The 17949-nt window shown below is 42.7% G+C and carries 18 protein-coding genes; 9 read left to right on the top strand and 9 right to left on the bottom strand.

Annotated elements, in window-relative coordinates; genetic code table 11:
* The 3 genes from G327_RS0115355 (at window position 1) to G327_RS0115365 (ending at window position 2378) form a co-directional block, all read left to right on the top strand.
* Window positions 1–474 carry an SH3 domain-containing protein gene (locus tag G327_RS0115355; RefSeq protein WP_019615686.1) on the top strand — a complete coding sequence of 158 codons (474 nt, stop codon included), beginning with the start codon at window positions 1–3 and terminating at the stop codon, window positions 472–474.
* Window positions 475–487: 13 nt separating this feature from the next.
* Window positions 488–1390, top strand: coding sequence for a M48 family metalloprotease (locus tag G327_RS24860; protein WP_019615687.1), 903 nt, complete (start codon window positions 488–490; stop codon window positions 1388–1390).
* Between the two features lie 250 nt (window positions 1391–1640).
* Window positions 1641–2378 carry a substrate-binding periplasmic protein gene (locus G327_RS0115365; RefSeq protein ID WP_019615688.1) on the top strand — a complete coding sequence of 246 codons (738 nt, stop codon included), beginning with the start codon at window positions 1641–1643 and terminating at the stop codon, window positions 2376–2378.
* A 24-nt stretch (window positions 2379–2402) separates the two neighbouring features.
* Here G327_RS0115365 and G327_RS0115370 read toward each other — a convergent pair whose 3' ends face one another.
* Window positions 2403–3761 (bottom strand): MATE family efflux transporter, encoded by a 1359-nt coding sequence (locus G327_RS0115370; RefSeq protein WP_019615689.1) that lies wholly within the window; start codon window positions 3759–3761, stop codon window positions 2403–2405.
* A gap of 36 nt (window positions 3762–3797) precedes the next feature.
* A complete protein-coding gene (locus G327_RS0115375; RefSeq protein ID WP_019615690.1) occupies window positions 3798–4382 on the bottom strand; it encodes a TetR/AcrR family transcriptional regulator in 585 nt (194 codons plus the stop codon).
* 123 nt (window positions 4383–4505) lie between these two features.
* On the opposite strand from G327_RS0115375, the gene G327_RS0115380 reads away from it, so the two are divergent.
* The 3 genes from G327_RS0115380 to G327_RS0115390 all read left to right on the top strand — a co-directional run bounded on the left by G327_RS0115380 (window position 4506) and on the right by G327_RS0115390 (window position 7079).
* Window positions 4506–5549 (top strand): alkene reductase, encoded by a 1044-nt coding sequence (locus G327_RS0115380; RefSeq protein WP_019615691.1) that lies wholly within the window; start codon window positions 4506–4508, stop codon window positions 5547–5549.
* Between the two features lie 442 nt (window positions 5550–5991).
* Window positions 5992–6648 carry a type 2 periplasmic-binding domain-containing protein gene (locus tag G327_RS26145; RefSeq protein WP_019615692.1) on the top strand — a complete coding sequence of 219 codons (657 nt, stop codon included), beginning with the start codon at window positions 5992–5994 and terminating at the stop codon, window positions 6646–6648.
* A gap of 215 nt (window positions 6649–6863) precedes the next feature.
* Window positions 6864–7079 carry a hypothetical protein gene (locus tag G327_RS0115390; RefSeq protein ID WP_157601161.1) on the top strand — a complete coding sequence of 72 codons (216 nt, stop codon included), beginning with the start codon at window positions 6864–6866 and terminating at the stop codon, window positions 7077–7079.
* Between the two features lie 111 nt (window positions 7080–7190).
* On the opposite strand, the gene G327_RS0115395 is transcribed toward G327_RS0115390, so the two are convergent.
* The 3 genes from G327_RS0115395 to G327_RS0115405 form a co-directional block, all read right to left on the bottom strand.
* Window positions 7191–9107 carry a bifunctional metallophosphatase/5'-nucleotidase gene (locus tag G327_RS0115395; RefSeq protein WP_019615694.1) on the bottom strand — a complete coding sequence of 639 codons (1917 nt, stop codon included), beginning with the start codon at window positions 9105–9107 and terminating at the stop codon, window positions 7191–7193.
* 289 nt (window positions 9108–9396) lie between these two features.
* Window positions 9397–10248 (bottom strand): DnaJ C-terminal domain-containing protein, encoded by an 852-nt coding sequence (locus G327_RS0115400; protein ID WP_019615695.1) that lies wholly within the window; start codon window positions 10246–10248, stop codon window positions 9397–9399.
* Between the two features lie 226 nt (window positions 10249–10474).
* Window positions 10475–10834 (bottom strand): hypothetical protein, encoded by a 360-nt coding sequence (locus G327_RS0115405; protein WP_019615696.1) that lies wholly within the window; start codon window positions 10832–10834, stop codon window positions 10475–10477.
* Window positions 10835–11379: 545 nt separating this feature from the next.
* Between G327_RS0115405 and G327_RS0115410 the strand changes: the two genes are divergently transcribed.
* On the top strand, window positions 11380–12075 hold the full coding sequence (locus G327_RS0115410; protein ID WP_019615697.1) for a metal-dependent hydrolase: 696 nt from the start codon (window positions 11380–11382) through the stop codon (window positions 12073–12075).
* 12 nt (window positions 12076–12087) lie between these two features.
* Here the strand turns inward: G327_RS0115410 and G327_RS0115415 are convergent, their stop codons facing one another.
* Window positions 12088–12834 (bottom strand): dienelactone hydrolase family protein, encoded by a 747-nt coding sequence (locus G327_RS0115415; protein WP_019615698.1) that lies wholly within the window; start codon window positions 12832–12834, stop codon window positions 12088–12090.
* A 168-nt stretch (window positions 12835–13002) separates the two neighbouring features.
* Entirely contained in the window at window positions 13003–13836 is an 834-nt protein-coding gene (locus G327_RS26150) for an MYG1 family protein (RefSeq protein WP_019615699.1), read from the bottom strand.
* 183 nt (window positions 13837–14019) lie between these two features.
* Here G327_RS26150 and G327_RS0115430 point away from each other — a divergent pair, with 183 nt between their 5' ends.
* Window positions 14020–14700, top strand: coding sequence for a hypothetical protein (locus tag G327_RS0115430; RefSeq protein ID WP_019615701.1), 681 nt, complete (start codon window positions 14020–14022; stop codon window positions 14698–14700).
* A 109-nt stretch (window positions 14701–14809) separates the two neighbouring features.
* Here G327_RS0115430 and G327_RS0115435 read toward each other — a convergent pair whose 3' ends face one another.
* Both G327_RS0115435 and G327_RS0115440 read right to left on the bottom strand, forming a co-directional pair.
* Window positions 14810–15868, bottom strand: a complete 1059-nt coding sequence (locus tag G327_RS0115435; protein ID WP_019615702.1) for a 3-deoxy-7-phosphoheptulonate synthase — start codon at window positions 15866–15868, stop codon at window positions 14810–14812.
* Window positions 15869–16056: 188 nt separating this feature from the next.
* Complete coding sequence (locus G327_RS0115440) at window positions 16057–16917, bottom strand: LysR family transcriptional regulator (protein WP_019615703.1); 861 nt, start codon at window positions 16915–16917, stop codon at window positions 16057–16059.
* A gap of 233 nt (window positions 16918–17150) precedes the next feature.
* On the opposite strand from G327_RS0115440, the gene G327_RS0115450 reads away from it, so the two are divergent.
* Window positions 17151–17948 (top strand): outer membrane lipoprotein-sorting protein, encoded by a 798-nt coding sequence (locus tag G327_RS0115450; RefSeq protein WP_019615704.1) that lies wholly within the window; start codon window positions 17151–17153, stop codon window positions 17946–17948.
* Window position 17949: the final 1 nt, after the last annotated feature.

Here is a 17949-nt window from a genome sequence, read left to right on the forward strand (position 1 = left end):
GTGAAAAACTTATTGATTATAGTTGCCGTCAACCTATTATTCAGCACTTTTTCAGCATCGGCACAACAGGCATCAACAATTATTGATGCACATTTGAAAACATCCCCGTCCATCAGAAGCGAATCTATCGAATTCCTAAAAACAGATACATCTGTCATTATTCTCGAGCGACAGGGAGGCTGGTACCGAGTAGAGACATTTCCGCAGCTGCAGGGCTGGTTAAAAATGCTGTGGCTGCGCTACTCAGTGACAGGCACAAGCGATAATGGTTTTTCACTGCTCACCGAGGGGGGTGGTGTTACTGTGGCAACAGGAATCCGCGGGCTGTCTGAAGAAGAGCTTGAAAAAGGCCAGGGTGATCCCTATGCCGTCAATACGCTGGAGCGTTTCACGGTTTCGCCAGAGCAGGCCAAAGCCTTTGCGAAAGCCGGCGGTCTGAAGAAAAAACACCTGCCTTATGCAGACACAGAATAGCAGGGAGCTGAACATGAAAAACAGTAAACGGAATTTATGGAAAACAGCAGGTCTCACAGTTTTAATAAGCATGGTCTTATCACTGACCAGCTGCAAAACCACAGATTTAGGGCTGGACAATATCGACCTCGATCAGCTGACCAATACCTTTGAAAAATTCATTGACCTCGGCGATAAAACTGAAGAGCAGGAACAGGCCTTTGGAAACGAAGTTGCACAGGTGCTGCTAACCGACAGTCGCCTGTTAAATAACGATCAAGTTCAGCGTTACGTTAACAGTGTCGGTCAGTGGCTGGTGCAGAACAGTGAACGTCCGAACCTTAACTGGCACTTTATCGTACTCGATGATAAAAGTTTTAACGCTTTTGCCGCCCCCGGTGGTTATATCTTTATTACAGCAGGCACCCTGTTGAGATTAAACAATGAAGCGGAGCTGGCCGGCGTACTTGCCCACGAAATGGCACACGTATTAAAACGCCACTATTTAGAAGCGCTGCAGAAACAGACGCAGCTGGATCTGGCGTCTGACATCGGCATACTAGCCTATCAGATTAAAAGTACCAGAAGAGACAACTATGACAGCGATACCATTGAAAATATGGAACTGGCTGAAGAAATCAGCTCTGCAATGGATGACCTGTATACCAATGGTTTAGCCAGAGGAGATGAAGAGCAGGCCGATAATATGGCTGTTATTATCTGCGCTCGGGCGGGTTATGATCCCTACTCTTATATTGCTGTTATACAGAAAATAGCCAGCGAAAAACCGGACTCTGCGGGCTGGCAGACCTTTATGAAACGCCATCCGTCGGCTAATGATCGCCTGACGGCATTACAACCTCTAATGGACAGCGTATTTTCTTCCCCTGGAAACTACCTGACTCTAAGCAGTCGTTACCAAAAATCAATCCGTTAACAACAACAGTCAGTTTCAGCCGCTCCTGAAACTGACTTAAAACAACCATTTTTTACAAGTAAATGTCACATACCTTTATCTACGCTTAGCGCTAAGTATGTTCAGGCTTATACACTGTGTTATTTCTTTAACACTTGCTGTTAGCCCCCTCCTTTTCAGCTGTGATCAAACAAATCCTCAGCAGCCTGTACTTATATGCTTATCAGCTATAATCAATAATACGTGATGATCTTTTCAAGAGGACAAAATTATGCTCCGTACACTGCTTCTTATTGTAATTATGTTGTTTTCTCCTAACTTACTGGCACAAAAAATAACACTCGCTAATGGTGAATGGGCTCCTTATCTATCCAAAGATCTTAAACAGTATGGTTATATTGCACATATTGTCAGTGAAGCCTTTGCAGAAGAGGGAATCGAAGTTGAATATGTATTCTTACCCTGGAAACGAGGTTATGAACAGGCAAAAGAGGGAAAATATGACGGTACACTGATCTGGGGATTTTCTGAAGAGCGTGCTGCAGACTTTCTTTACAGCGATGTTGTGGCAGTGCTCGGTACAGGTCTGTTCGTACAGAAAGGAAAAAATATCGAATGGAACGAAATGAAAGATATTAGTAAATATAATATCGGCGGCGTTCTCGGTTATGCATACGGCACAGAGAATCTGGAAGCTTCGGGTGCGATGAAGATAAAGCGCATCAGCAGCGATGAAGCTAACTTTAAAAAACTGGCAAGCGGACGCTTAGATATTGTGCTTGAAAATGGCGACGTCGGCCTGGAAATTGTAACCCGCTTGGGTCTTAATGATAAAGTATCTCTTCTTCCCAAATTACTGACCTCTAGAGATTACTCTGTCATTATTTCCAAAAACACGAAAAATGCACAAGTGCTGGTTGATGCTTTTAACCGCGGTTTTCAAAAGCTCAAAGCCGACGGGCGTTATCAAAAATATATTGAGGCATCCCGCCGTGGTGAATATAAATAACAGCAGGGAAAACAGTAAGGGATCTTATTCAGATCCCTTAACATGGGCTAAATTCGCACTATGCTCAAGCCGGACAATGGTTCGTCGATAAAAATACCAGGCAGCCAGCCCTGCCAGACAGTTTCCTATCAATGCCCCGATAAACAGCCCTTTTATCTGACCAATTTGAGCACCTAGCCATAAACAAGGCAGAAAAAAAGCAAATAAGCGCAGTGCAGAGATAAGCAGCGCATCACCAAGTTTAGCTAATGCATTAGACACTGAAACCATCAGCATACAAATGCCTAAAGGAGCTAAACTAAAGGGGACAAATGTCAGATGCCAGTTAAGAATACTCTCCACATTTTGTTCACTCGTCATTAAAGCTGCCAGCCATGAAGAGGAAAGTAAAGTAAGCAGCGCAACCAGCAGCTGCAGGCCTAAAATAAACCTGCAGGCAATACTGACCAGCTGACGGATAGCAGTAATTTTTCCAGCACCAAGCAGACGACCGATCATAGGCGGCATGGACATAGTCAAAGCCAGCACGGCCACAATCGCAAAAAACTCATAGCGAGATGCCAGCGCCCAGGCGGCAACAGAAGCGGTGCCGTAACCGGCAATCAGTTTTGTTGCCAGCATCGAAGACAGCGGCGGCAGCAGCTGACTTATCATGGCCGGCCCCATGATTTTTGTAATGGAATTTATACTGGCGGAAATATCGAGCCCATGCCAGTTGAAACTTGCCCAATGTTTTTTCAACACCTTTGGCGCAACCACCAGAATACCGCAGCTGAACGCCACAACGGTAGCCAGAGCGGCCCCTTTAATACCCATATCTAAAGTAAAGATAAACACAGGATCCAGCACTAAATTCACCGCACTGGTAACCATCATCATAGTACCGGGTAAAAATGTATTACCATTAGCACGGCAGACGCTGTAATAAAAATACAATACCGCTCCTACCCAGGCACTCAGCAGCCAGTAAGGCCAGTAGACATCAATCACGGCATAAACAGGCGGCGGTGCACTTAGCATAGACAAAATCGGGCGGCGCAGCAGCCATAGAGCAATACAGATTACCGCTACCCCAAGCGACCCCATGAGTAAAACTAATCCACCGAGCTGCTTAGCGTAGGTGTGTTTATCAGCACCTAATGCACGCGCAAGTATAGCCGTTGTGGCGATCCCCAAACCAACTTGAATACCAATAATGACCATCTGCACCGGCAGTGTAAATCCCTGTGCGGCTAAAGGAAGTACACCAAGCTGGCCGATAAACGCACTGTCGACTAACTGAAAGCTCATTAGTGACAGTACGCCGAACAACATTGGCCAGGTCATTGTAAATAACTGTCGTGCCGGTGAATCATTAGTTTGTTGTGTTTCTGCTAACTGCATAAATAGGCCGTTTATATATTAAGGTTAACTGCTGCTTTAACAGGCACATATATCCTGATAAAGCTGATCTGCCAGCTGCTGCAGCACTTCCGGCTGAGGATGGGTATGAGCAAATGTTCTTAATCCATATATACCCATCACAAAATAACGAGCCAGGTGAGCACTGTCTCTGTTTGTTTTAAGGGCACCTGATTCTTTGGCTTGTTCAAACAGTGCGCCTAACGCATTCTGCCAGTCAGTAAGACTAGCGCTGATACTATGACGAATTTCATCATCCTGACCTGCTGTCTCATTAAGCGCCTTGGTCAGTAAACAGGCTTTAGCCGTATCACAGCTTAAACACTCACTAACGATATTATTCAGATAGTTTTTCAGGGCGGCTAACACCGGCTGTGAACCGTCAAAAAATCCTTGAAATTCAGTAGTTCGATCCTGATTATACTGCTCTAACGCAGCTAATAATAAACCGCGTTTATTTTCAAAAGCGCAGTAAATGGAGCCGGGGTGCAGTCCGGTTGCACGGCTAAGATCCTGCATACTCGTTTTTGCGTATCCTTTGTGCATAAAGGCAGTCATGGCAGAGCGCAGTACTGCTTCTCTATTAAATTCGGCATTTCTCATTTTCATACTCAGTAATTAACTCTGGTGCAGTATACTTAATTTTGAATGTTTGTTCAAAATAACACTTGAATGAACATTCAAAGCACAGTATCTTGAATAAACATTCAAGATAGAGAGAAGCTTATGACCAGTAACCTGTTTCAATCCTATGCACTAAATAACAGCATTAAACTTAAAAACCGTATTTTGATGGCGCCGCTTACCCGTTGTATGGCAGATGAAAATCTTGTGCCGACACAAGCTACGGCAGATTATTACGGTCGCCGCGCGGAAGCTGGTCTGATTATTTCTGAAGCGGTTCTTATCCGCCCTGACGGTCAGGGTTACCCGAATACGCCGGGATTATTTAACAAAGCACAAATCAACGGCTGGCTGAAAGTAACCGAAGCCGTGCATAGTAACGGCGGCAAAATTTTTGCCCAGTTATGGCATACCGGCCGTGTAGCTCATCCGCACTTTTTCGGCGGCGGTGATGTAATTGCCCCTTCAGCACTCGCCGTTGAAGGCAGTGTGCCGCGCATGCGTGAATTAACCTATCAGGTTCCAAGAGCTGCCGGTGATACAGATATTAAAGAGCTTGTCGAAGATTATGCACAGGCAGCCGCCAATGCGCTTGAAGCCGGATTTGACGGTGTCGAAATTCACGGCGCTAACGGCTATCTTATCGACCAGTTCCTGCACCATGACAGCAACCGGCGCAGCGACATGTACGGCGGTAGTGCTGAAAATATGTCACGTTTTGCATTAGCTGTGACTGACGCTGTTATCACGCGTATCGGCAATAATAAAACAGCACTACGCATCAGTCCCGGGGCCTATGTTAATATGCAGGCCGACAGCCGTGACCGTGCAGTCTTCGATTATTTATTAGCTGAACTAGAACTGCGGGATCTGGCTTATCTGCATATAGGTATTTTTGACGACAGTATGCAGTTTGACTATTTAGGCGGCAGTGTTTCCAGCTATGTCCGCACTCATTACCACAAAACACTGGTTGGCGTCGGCAGTTACACTGCAGAAACCGCCAGCACCGCGATTAATGAAAATAAGTTTGATTTAATCGCAGTAGGCAGGCCTTTTATCGCCAATCCGGATTATGTCAACCGTGTCCGCGAGGGTGCAGAGCTCGTTCCCTATTCCGATGAGATGCTCGACAGCCTGGTTTAGTCGGATTGAATAAAGAATAAGTTGTCGCAGTCCCCTAACGTTATGCAAAATGTACAGCAGCCCTTTACGCTCGCTTCAGAAAAAAGCGAGCGTAGTTTTTTTCGTTCAAGACCAAACCGAGCAGTAAGATGATGCTTGCTCTGCCTAAAGTAAAGTATTAAAAAAGTTGATATTACTAAATTAACAGCAAATGATTTTAATGCAGAGTTTATTAAACGATCCCGTCTAACAAAGACTCACCTAACGCCGTCGGAAAACCATCCGCCACATCACCAAGGCCATGAACTATACTGACAGTGATAATGGGATACTTGCTTTCAAATAAGATTAAGTCCGGAAATTACAAAATGCTTAACACGCTGAAATTGAGTAAATTCTCGAATACTTTGTGAAATAAAACAGAAATATGTTCTCCGAATATTCTTTAGTAAAAGAGGTTAGTATGAAGTTTATCATTATTGTATTTATATGCTTAATGAGCCTAACTTCGCCGGCATTTTCCGTGCAGGAAGTAACCATACTTATTGAAGACGGGCGCTTTGCACCATATAAATTTAATGATAAAGACGGAAATGTAACCGGCATTTACCCTGAAATAGTAAGAAAGGCGGTTGCTAGAATGCCTGAGTACCAGGTTAAATTCCTAGAACTGCCTTGGGCACGAGTTAAGCTTCATATTAAAAAGGGGATATCCTTTGCAATGCTTCCGCCTTATTTCCATGCCCATGACTGGCTGACTAATAAGAAACCTAAACGTCCTTATATCTGGCCCTACTCTTTGTCGTTAGTTACCCAAACTGATATTGTTGTCTGCAATGCAGTGAAATTAAAACCTTCCCGCTCTAACTGGCCTGAGGATTATCAGGATTTATCTTTTGCAATGCAGCGGGGAGATGGAATCGCAGGTGAGAAATTCAACAAAATGGTCGAGAAAAAGAAGATCAATATCTATTTTGTTCGCTCCACTCTGCATACTATACCCAAACCACTTGAAGATGCAGATTCAGAGCTTAGCTCGAAAGTCAGAACAAGGCACAATATGCAGAGAATGGTTATTCCCTTTTCAAATATTGTAACGCCGTGCTGGTTTTCGAGCTAGGCTCCCGCAGGGCAAGGCGAGAGTCAACCATCTTCAGCGTTATAAAACCTTGATGTAGAATGCTAGACCTACGGCTTTATGCCTTGAATCTAGTCACCTCTCGACTTGCTGATTCCTGCATCTTCAAGTAGCTTGGGTATATAAAACAAGTACTGGCAGGGAAACAATCTTGTACGGTTATTTCCCAAATGGTGTTTGATTACCTGATTAACGAAATGAAAAAAAATGGAGAGTATACACAATGGGCAGCAGAGGTTACTTTAGAGTCTAAAATTATCGGTACCAATGAGGCATATTTAGGTTACACCGATATCAATGCTGAGAATAATTTTCCATTTAAAAAAGATTTTTCCATTAAATTTGACATTGAAATTTATAAAATGAAAAAGAGCGGAGAAATTCAGGAAATAATTAATCGATTTGTCGAATAGCTATTTTACTGCCCAAGTTAGCTGGGAGCCGCTTTGTAAGGCTTAAGGGATTTTGCAAACTGAAACAAAAAGGGTTAAACATAATAGTTAACCCTTTTTAGTTATAACAGTTTAATCCTGTTTATTAAGCGCTTTAGTAATAATAATATCACGCTCAATCTGACGCTTATGCGCATCACTGTCAGCGGCTGTCAGTTGTTTTTCCAGCATTTGAATATGCTTTTTGAAGGCCTTATTATCGCTAAATGTTTTTCCTTTAACATTAATAGAAGCGACATTCGTATAGCGCCCGTCACTGCTCATTGGAACCGTAATCTTACCTGAATTAATCAATGATTTAACAACTTCTCGTTGACTCTCATAACCCGATAAGCCACTCAGCTTCCAGCGGTTCATTGTTTTTCCTTGGTAACTGCCTTTTTTCACTTCAGTTAAATAGCGGGCAGTAAAGTTGCGGATAGTCCCCTGCTCTTCACCATATTCAACTTTAGTATCAGAAAGAACAGGGAAGTTGGAACCTTCAAGTACCCCTCCCTCTTGAGTCAAGTGCCCCATACGGTAGCTGTTCATACCAAGGCTGATTTTAGTGTTATCAGTAACCGCCTCACCGTCTGCAAAATATAGATCGGTAATACGCTGACCTGCAGGTTTAGTAAGATCAATACGGTAAGTCACACCGGCAAAAAAATCATTGGTAGAATATTTTGAAGCGCGGCGCTGCGCATTGAAGCTGTATGTTACATCACCTTCCTGCACGCTGTTAAAGTAACCCGCAGACCATTCCATATAGGTTTTAAGCTCTTTACCTGTCATAGAATACACTGTGATTTCACCGCCGGTATACTGGTAATTATATGCAATATCCTTTGCTTTTATAGGACCTGCATCCAGCTGCGCATAATCATTATCTATCTGCAGCGCAATCACATTCGCTTTAGGTGCATAATGAAAAGCAGCTTCCTGATACAAAGCACTGATCCCGGTATCCTGAATATGTACCTGTGGAATCCCCTGGATCTCATTCTCAGGTACCAGATCTTCACCGCTTAATTCTGCCAGCACACGATTAGCATTTTCCCGTAGTCGTTTATGATAAGGCTGGTACAAGGCTTCCATCTTCTGATCCGAAGCAATACCGTCAATTTTGTAGGTATAGCTGTCTTTATTAATTAACGAAAACCTGCCGCCTCGTTCCTCAAACTGCAGATCAATACGCGATAATGCTTTTCCGTATTTATCAGGCTCAGTAATAATCACACCGTTAATCACCTCTTTATCAATCAGCGTATGCATATGGCCGGCAACAATCGCATCAAGTTCCGGATTAGCCATCGCAATGTCACGTACTCCCGTATCCGCAATATTATTCTCATTATCTATGCCCATATGAGCAACCAGAACAATAGCATCTACCTGATCATCGATCTGCTTAATCACTTTCTTAACTTCTAATGAAGGATTACTGAAAGTCATACCGTCAAGGCGATTTGTCCCGGCAGCAAAAACCTCTGTCATAGGGGTGTCCATACCGATCACACCAATTTTAATACCGCTGCGCTCGATAATTGTATGCGAAGGCAGAAAAGGATTACCGTCGGCACGGGTGATATTACCGGCTAGAGGCTGGCCTTCAAACTGACTAAGCGAGCGGTTAAGTACTTTTAAACCAAAATCAAATTCATGATTTCCAAGCACCCAGACATCATACTTCATTTCGTTAAAACCCAGCATCATAGGATCAACAGCTTCGTCTTTAAATGTTTCAACAAAGTTGCCCTGGATGGTATCACCGGCGTCAACCAGAATGATATTACTCTGCTGACTGCTGATTTTTTTCACTTTAGTGGCAATCTGACTTAGACTGCCGCGCATATTAGCTTTATCCGTCGCATAATCCCACGGCATGAAATGCCCATGCAGATCAGACGTACCTAAAATAGTAACATCGACAATATCACCATCTGCCGCATTAATTGAACCGCTGAACACAGCGGCAAATACCGCTGAATACAAAAACGTTTTATTCATTACTAACTCACATTATTATTTATAAAATTCAAAAAGATTTGTTCTACGGCGCTTCTTACGATAACTGCTCAGAAGCACAGAGCGGCGCATTCTACTCTTTAAAATCAGCTGGTTATAATAAGAAACACACAAATATCAAATCTTACTTTATTTTTATTTATTCATTGATAAAAAGGAGACGTGCAAATGTAGAGAATAGAAAGGCCAACAGCCCCTACGGTGCACTATCGGTTTCGCACAAAGTAAAAAGGGTTAATCAAATGATTAACCCTTTTGTATATAATTATATTTAAAGTGTCTCAGCTAACTGGCTGAGCAGACTTTCCTGCTCTGTCGTCAATGTGGTTGGCGTATTAATAATAACCTCATAAATTAAATCACCACAGGCATTGCCCTTCATCGCCTTAATGCCTTTTGACTTAATACGGAATTTACGTCCGGTTTGTGTACCTTTAGGGATTTTAATATTGATATAACCGTCAAAAGTCGGCACTTTCATTGTACCGCCTAGTGCGGCCGTCGGAAAAGAAGTTGGTATCAGACAATGCAGATCATTACCTTCTCTTTTGAAAAGCTCATGTTCAGTAAGAGAAATTTCTACAAGTAGATCTCCTCTCGGCGCATCTAATGTACCAGGATTACCTTTACCTGGAATACGTACGCGCTGCCCTTGATCAATGCCCGCAGGAACAGAAACTTTCAGAAGCTGCGGATTATTGGGTAGTTTTACCTCCTTGTGACAGCCGTTAATTGCTTCCTCTAAAGTTAACTCAACAGAATATAGTAAGTCAGTTCCTTTTTCCGGTCGAGGCTGGTATTGACGTCGCTGACGCTGCTGACCGAACATATCACCAAACATATCATTAAAACCGCCGGAAGAGCTGTCAAAACCAGAGTGAGCAGAGCGCCGGTTCGGATCAAATGCCTGATGACCAAAATCATCATATTCCTGTCTTTTATCAGGATCAGAAAGGATCTCGTAGGAGGATTTCACTTCTCTAAAATTGTTCTGAGCAACAGGATTATCCGGATTACGATCCGGATGGTATTTCATGGCCAATTTTTTATAAGCTTTTTTTATTTCTTTTTCAGTTGCACTTTTATTAACACCAAGCACTTCATAACAATCTCGTTTTGCCATTTTTATATCTCATAATTACAGCTTATACCCAAACTGTTTGGGCATATCACACACGTGCGGCTGATAAAAAACATCACAACCCGCAACTATTAAAACATTATAACTTAGTTATTCCTGAACTCGTGTGTTGTTTTTCTTTTCAGTACAAAAAGAAAAAGGGCAGCTGCTGCTGATGTTTTAAAACACCGGCAGCAGCCGCCCCTTTGTTCATCAAAAATAGTGCTGTTTACATACTTTTAAAATCATTCATACGCAGCAAAGCTTGTTTAATAACCGGCGCGGGCACACGAAGAAGAATCTCTTCTGGTTCCATATTATTAAACAGCTCTCCAATAAAAACACAGGTATATGTTAATGGTGCACTATCAAATAACTTTGGATTCGCTATAAAGTTACAGCCTCGTGACGCCATCCATTCATGATTGTCTTGTCCTGACATAAATCCAGAGTCAACTACCGCATGCTGAAGCTTTGCTAATAACGCACCAAATTCAACATGGCTGGCATTAAAGTCATTGCTTATTTCAGCAACACAGTTGATTGAATCTTGATTTGGTAAAATTGCTAGTTGATGAATATCTTGCATTGTTTATGGGTCCTATAATTGGTTTATTATGAATATCGAAGACACTTTTTCCGTAAATATGCTGTGACTTGTACTCTGCCCATGTTCACCACTCGTCTGCACCTGAAAGTTCATTCAACTGGAATGTATAACCGGATCTGATTTGTTTAACTCATTCCTGCAAACTCGAGCAGTGAACTTTTCCAATGAGGAGCACACTGTCTTTGTTTTTTAACCGTCCATAGAGCAGGGTAAGCGTTTACATCTCAATATTGTTCAAAGAGGTACTGTTATGGGTTGTCTGGTTCATCCTTAAACAAAGCCAGTGGTGAAATTTATCCACCAATATCCCTATAAGTTGTAAGCGTTTACATTTATACACTTTGTTGACAATTAATTCAAGTAAATAGTTATGCAAAAATGATATTGCAATGAGAATATCACAATTTAGGCTTTTCTACACACGTACATAAAAACACCATTAGCTCTATCAAAGCTAATAAATCAGAAAACTTAACGGCTGCAGATGCTAAAATAGTCGTTAAATATTTTGACAAAGGTAAACCATGGCAAACTTCAAGACCCACCTCAATACCGCGGCGGTGACAACCGGCCTTGCTTCCTCAGCACTTTTATCGGCTGGACATATTGATCTTAATAATGCGCTTTGGCTTTGGTTTATCGGGACAGTCGGAGGCCTTCTCCCGGATATTGATTCTGACAATTCAACATCACTGGACAGTATCTTTACTCTATTTGCTTTAACCGTAATACTGCTGGTGCTGCGTTTTATTACCGACAGTCAGTTCAGAGAAATAAGTTTTACTGAACTGATTATTATTCCTGTAATTCTTTACAGTATTATGAAATATGTTATACGGCCGATATTTGAAAAGATCACTGACCATAGAGGAAGCTGTCACTCTCTGCTTTTTCTACTGCTATGTGCCCTGCTCACAACTCAGGTAACCTGGAGATTAAGTCAGACTCATTCACAACAATCCGAGATTATTGCCTGGCTTTCCGGAGGATTAATTTTTCTGGGAGGAATCATTCATTTAATATTAGATGAAGTATTCAGCGTAGATCTGCGTAATGTCAGAATTAAGAACTCCTTTGGAAGCGCCTTCAAACTGGCTGACTTTGACAACAAAATGTTAACCCTGTTGACTTTTATTGCGATCTGCATACTGCTTTACATTAGTCCAGCATCTGAGAGTACCATCAGCAGCTTAACAGACTGGTCTAAGTTCATATTTTAAGCATATAAATAATTACTTTGCTGTTTTTAATGTCTCAGACAGATACTGAGTAAAACGGGCCCAGGACTTTTTATCAGCATCGGCCTGATAACGTGCAGATCCAAATACAGTAAAGGCATGGGGCGCGCCGCTGTAGTTGGTCATTTCATGGCTAATATTATTCTTCTCTAATTCAACGGCCAGCTGTGCATACTGGAGCATACTGATATTGCTGTCAGCACTGCCGTGGAAAATTAACAGATTGCCTTTAGTGTGTTTATAATCTTGCCCTGGCGGCGTTTTCAGCCTGCCATGAAAGGTAACAAAACCTTTCAGATCTGCACCAGAACGAGCGTACTCCAACACCGCGGCGCCGCCGAAACAGTACCCCATAGCGACAGCATTATCGCCGTCTGCACCTTTAAGCAGAGCTGTACCTAAGGCGGCCTGAAGCAGTTCACGCATCTTAACTCGGTCTTTATATAGCTCTCCGGTGTGCTGACGTTTATCTTTTACCTGCGTGGGACGAATCCCTTTACCAAAAAGATCCGCGGCAAAAACGCTGTACCCTAAATCTGCCAGCATATTAGCGCGCTTTACCTCATAATCAGTCAAGCCGTCCCAGTCATGAACCAGTAAAACCAGTGGAGCTTCTCTGGAAGGAGTGACAAAATACCCCTGGTACAGTTTACCGCTTACCTGATAAGTAACAAAATCGCCATCTGCATTAGCCGTCTGCATAACCATTAAAATGACAGTTAATATTATTAATATCTTCATTTGTTCACTCCGGAACTGTCGAAATAAAATTGTTTGTATTTGTAACGTTAGTGCTGCAGGCAGCCTCTGTCAAAGCGGCAAAGAGCAGCGCATAAAGTTTTCTAAGAAAAGCTGGAGTACAAATCTGCACCGCTTAAGCTGCCGAATGCATGGTTAAAAACAAAAAACTCAGTCACTAGCGGCGGGACGGCTTAAGCGGCCGAACATATTTACAAGTGCCTCTTTGCTTTTATAAACAGCCAGAAAACCATTCTGATGAACAAATGCAGCTTTATCATCCGGCAGCAGCTTCCTATAAACAAGGTCAAAACTACCAGCTTTAACAGTAGGTATTTGAATGCACCATTCATTCTTCGCTTTTACAAACCAGACCACATGAGTAATTTTCGAGTAGCGGCTCTGACCATGGATTAATGCCGTCCAGTCATAAGCGTATTCATCTAAAATAAGTATGCGGCATTTTCCGATATGGTAAATTTGCGAACGTTTAATGATTTCCTGCGTTTTAATCAATCGTTCCTGCTTTACTTTCAGGTCGGCGATAAAAGTAACCGCAATTTTCAGCGCTTCATAAAACTGCCTCTGCTGGCGGCTTTCATTAAATACATCACCATGATTATAGGAGGCAATAATCTCTGCAAATGAAAAGCCGGGCATCTTCTGCACGCCGCAGTCATGTTTATCAACGGCATCAACAAAGCGGTCAATTTGTCTGTTAACTTCACCGCCCTGCTGTTTTATCCACTGCCATACCAGCCCGGCACTTGACACCCTGCCGTTTACAATCTGATGATGGTCAAAGCGCCGCTTGTCAGGATCATGAATTCCACCGACATCTAATACAATATCAGCCTGGTTAATAACATCCATTTCTCGAGTGCGAATTATATTAAGGCTGGGATAGTCAATAATTCCATAAACATGCAGCAAAGCCACTGCCGAGACTTCATCTGCATGAAAAGTACCGTTATGGGTGACAAGTTGTATTTTATCTACAGTCATTATTTTTCAGTTATTCCAAAAAAGAAAATTTACACCGGTAGAATTAACCGGCCGTTTATAATTTTAGTAATAGAATCACGATCTGTCTGTAACTGCTCTAAAAAAGCAGCCGCCCGGCTATAAGACATTAGGCATGATATTTGCTAACTATATGATTATTAATTTTAAATAAAGGTTCAGCAGATGACGGCGGTAATCACATCACAAACACCTCAACCCTTATCAAACAGTATTGGTTATACCAGCAGCACTGAAGCGGCTTCCGCCGGCAAAGAGGTTAAAGCAGCGGACAATACTGCGCCGATCAGTAAAACAACGGACGGAACGGCAGGTGAAACGGTCAGCTTCACAAGCAGGGCTATAAAAATACAAAGCATTGCCTCGGATTTTTTCGGCAGCGGACAGCTTTCTATGGCAGATATCCCGAAATATATTCAAAGGCTGCAGAGCGATGGTTTATTGACGCATCAGCAGGTAGAGCAGCTTGGTTATTCAAAAACTGCACAGGCAGATAAAAACGCCAATGCTGTGGTTAAAGTGTTGGATTTTATTGAAAGTTTTACAGATAAAGTGAGCAGTCAGGATCCTGAGGATAATCTTATCGGCACCTTAGACAGAGCAAAAAAGGTCATAGAAAACTTAGATTCAACAACAGGGAAATTAAACGCTTCCGATGTAAAAGTATCCTTGATAGAAATCACCGCATACCTGAATGGTGATCAGGCTGAAAAATGGGATGAACAAGATCTGAATTCACTAAAGGAGATAAAGAACATAATCTCGGCCACTAACCAAATTCACTTTAGTCAGACCAACTCTACAGCGGCTAACCGCTACCTGCAGTTTTCCGGCCGTTCATTTTAAATTAGGAAATTAACAACAACCGGCAATTATAACGACAGGTAAAAACACACCCGAAGATTATCTCACTAAAATAGATAATACTCGGGTGTGTTAGATAAAACAGGATTGATCAGATTTTATGCATCCGGTCTCTGCTTGCATCAGCCAGTTCACGAAGCATATTTTCCGTGTCGCTCCAGTTAATGCATGCATCTGTAATGCTTTTACCGAAAACCAGTTCTTTACCGTCTTCCACGGACTGACTGCCCTCTTCAATAAAGCTTTCAATCATCACGCCGGATATTGAACGGCATCCGTCACGCATCTGCGCCATCACATCATGAGCAACATCCCATTGTTTTTTATACTCTTTAAAGCTGTTACCGTGACTGAAATCAACCACTAGACGCTGACTTAAGCCGACCTTATCCAGCTCATTTACTGTATTGCGAATATCAGCCGCGCTGTAGTTAGGTGTTTTGCCGCCGCGTAGAATCAAGTGACCGTAGGGATTACCGGCAGTTTTATAAATTGTCATACGGCCGATTTTATCCGGCGAATAAAAAATATGACGGGCTTTAGCCGAACGCACCGCATCCATAGCAATTTTTAAATTACCATCAGTCCCGTTTTTAAATCCAACCGGGCAGGACAGTGCCGATGCCATTTCACGATGTACCTGGCTCTCTGTCGTACGGGCACCAATAGCCCCCCAAGTAATAAGGTCAGCAATATACTGACCGGTCACCATATCCAAAAATTCCGTTGCAGTTGCCAGGCCCAGCTCATTAATATCGACCAGTAATTTTCTGGCCAGTTTAATACCTTTATTAACATTATTCGTGCCGTCCAGATCAGGATCGTTGATCAGCCCTTTCCAACCGACAATCGTGCGCGGTTTTTCAAAATAGGTACGCATCACAATGCACAACTCATTGGTAAATTCATCTTTGAGTTTTACCAGACGCTGCGCATATTCAAGGGCGGCATCCGGATCATGAATAGAACAAGGGCCGACAACCACCAGCAGGCGGTGATCTTCACCGGCTAGAATCGCTTCAACCTCTCTGCGGGCACGGGTCACCACACCGGCAGAACTATCTGATATTGGACAATCTTCAGCTAATTCAGCCGGAGTAATAAGGTAGTCTAGTCTTTCGGTTCGTAATTCATCTGTTTTTAATGGCATAGAATATTACTCAAGATAATGAAGTGAAGGCACTAATGCCGTTGTATATAGTTATCAATACACCTTAACCAAAAATGTCCGCAGATAAAAGTATAAAACGCCGCAAAAAGCTATTATGGTCAGACAATTAGGCTAAAGCGCTATTAACCGGAAAAATCTGCCCAAAACAACGGTTATAGAAACGACGCTTAGCAGCTGTAACTATCAAATTTATCTTTTATTAAGTCGGTAATTGCTTTGATCCGTTTAACTCCTCTTAAATCCGGATGAATAAGGATCCATACATCTAGTGCTCCTTCAGCGAACTCCGCTGAGATCTGTTTTAGTTTCGGATCTCTGTTTGCCAGACAGGGAATTAATAAACCGATACCCGCACCATTTTTTATTAAACTGGATATTGATGCATAGGTGTTCACCACCAGTGCAGACGTCGAACCGCCGCAAAGCTTTTCAGCAAGCTGCTCAGCTGGTGCATGTCTAAACTTAGGCGCCCAGCGAATCCAGGGGTAGTCAGACCAGTTTTTAGCAGAATCAACGGAATAATCAGCAGCTGCAAACAGTGCTACGGGCAGTTTAGCAACTGCTCTGCCGACCATATCTTCCGGGGGAGACTGGGCAACCCGCAGGGCAATATCCGCCTCTCTTCGCGCCAGATCGGCAACCTCAGAACTACAGGAAAGGTGAATTTTTAATTTAGGGTGCTGCTGTGAAAACGGTGCTAATAATTCACAAAGCATTTCGTTAAACGCATCGGGAAAATGAATATGCACATCACCGCTTAATTCAATATCCGCACCTTCTATTTTCCGCTCGCTGCCAAGAAGCAGATCTTCCATCTCCTCGGCGGCTTCACTGATAATTTTTCCCGATGCCGTCAGTACATAACCGCCGGGTGTTTTTTCAAATAAACGCGCCTGTAAACGCTTCTCTAAGGCATCGATACGCCTGGCAACCGTTGTATGGTTAACCTGTAAACTTTTAGCCGCCTGCCTGATAGAGCCGCTTCGTGCTAAAGCCAGGACAAAACGTACATCGTTCCAACTGTTCATAACTCTTCCCCTGCATGCATAGATGAAATTAAACTGCCTAATTCATATTTTAACATCAGCAGACTTTTTATGTGGTGCATTTTAGCACCACCACTGGTTGATTTTGGTTATATATCATCCAGAAAAAGTTAACTAAGATTAGCTCGAATCAATAAGAACATTGAGCCGCAGTATAAATCTTTTCGATCTGCATGGTCATGAGGGTTTACTTTCAACGCATTTAAGGAGTGAAAATGTTGAACAATATCAGCATCAATAAACTGGCAGCCGCCGCCGTATTTACCCTGGTAAGCACCAGCAGCTTTGCATTAACTCAGGAGCAGCAGGGACTGGAAATATCGCAGCAGGTAAAACAACACGATACGGGCTGGACAGACAGCAGCGCCGACATGCTGATGATTCTGCACAATGCACAGGGGCAGAAAAGCATACGTGAATTAAAAATAAAAACCATTGAGCAATTAACTGACGGAGACAAAAGCCTCACCACCTTTAACAAGCCTCGTGATGTTAAAGGCACCGCGTTTCTAAGTTTTTCTCACCCGGTAGAAGCTGATGACCAATGGTTATATCTACCAGCTTTAAAGCGGGTAAAACGAATTTCATCACGCAATAAATCCGGTCCGTTTATGGGCTCGCAGTTTGCGTTTGAAGATTTAAGCTCCTTTGAAATTGAAAAATACAGTTATAAATACTTGGGAGATGAAGTCATTAACGGTCTGGACAGCTTTAAAGTTGAACAGTACCCCGTTGATCCGCATTCCGGTTATACACGGCGTATCGTCTGGGTAGATAAAGAAGCTTACCGCATTCAGAAAATTGATTTCTACGATCGCAAAAATACCCTGCTGAAAACCTTAACTTATACAAGTTACCGGCAGTATCTTAATCAATACTGGCGCGCCGATACATTGAATATGGTTAACCACCAGAACGGCAAAAGCACCGAGCTGAAGTGGAAAAACTACACCTTTAAAAGCGGTCTGAAGGACGGTGATTTTAACAAAAATGCATTAAAACGAGTACGCTGAT

The sequence above is a fragment of the Psychromonas ossibalaenae ATCC BAA-1528 genome (genome assembly GCF_000381745.1).
Taxonomy (GTDB): domain Bacteria; phylum Pseudomonadota; class Gammaproteobacteria; order Enterobacterales; family Psychromonadaceae; genus Psychromonas; species Psychromonas ossibalaenae.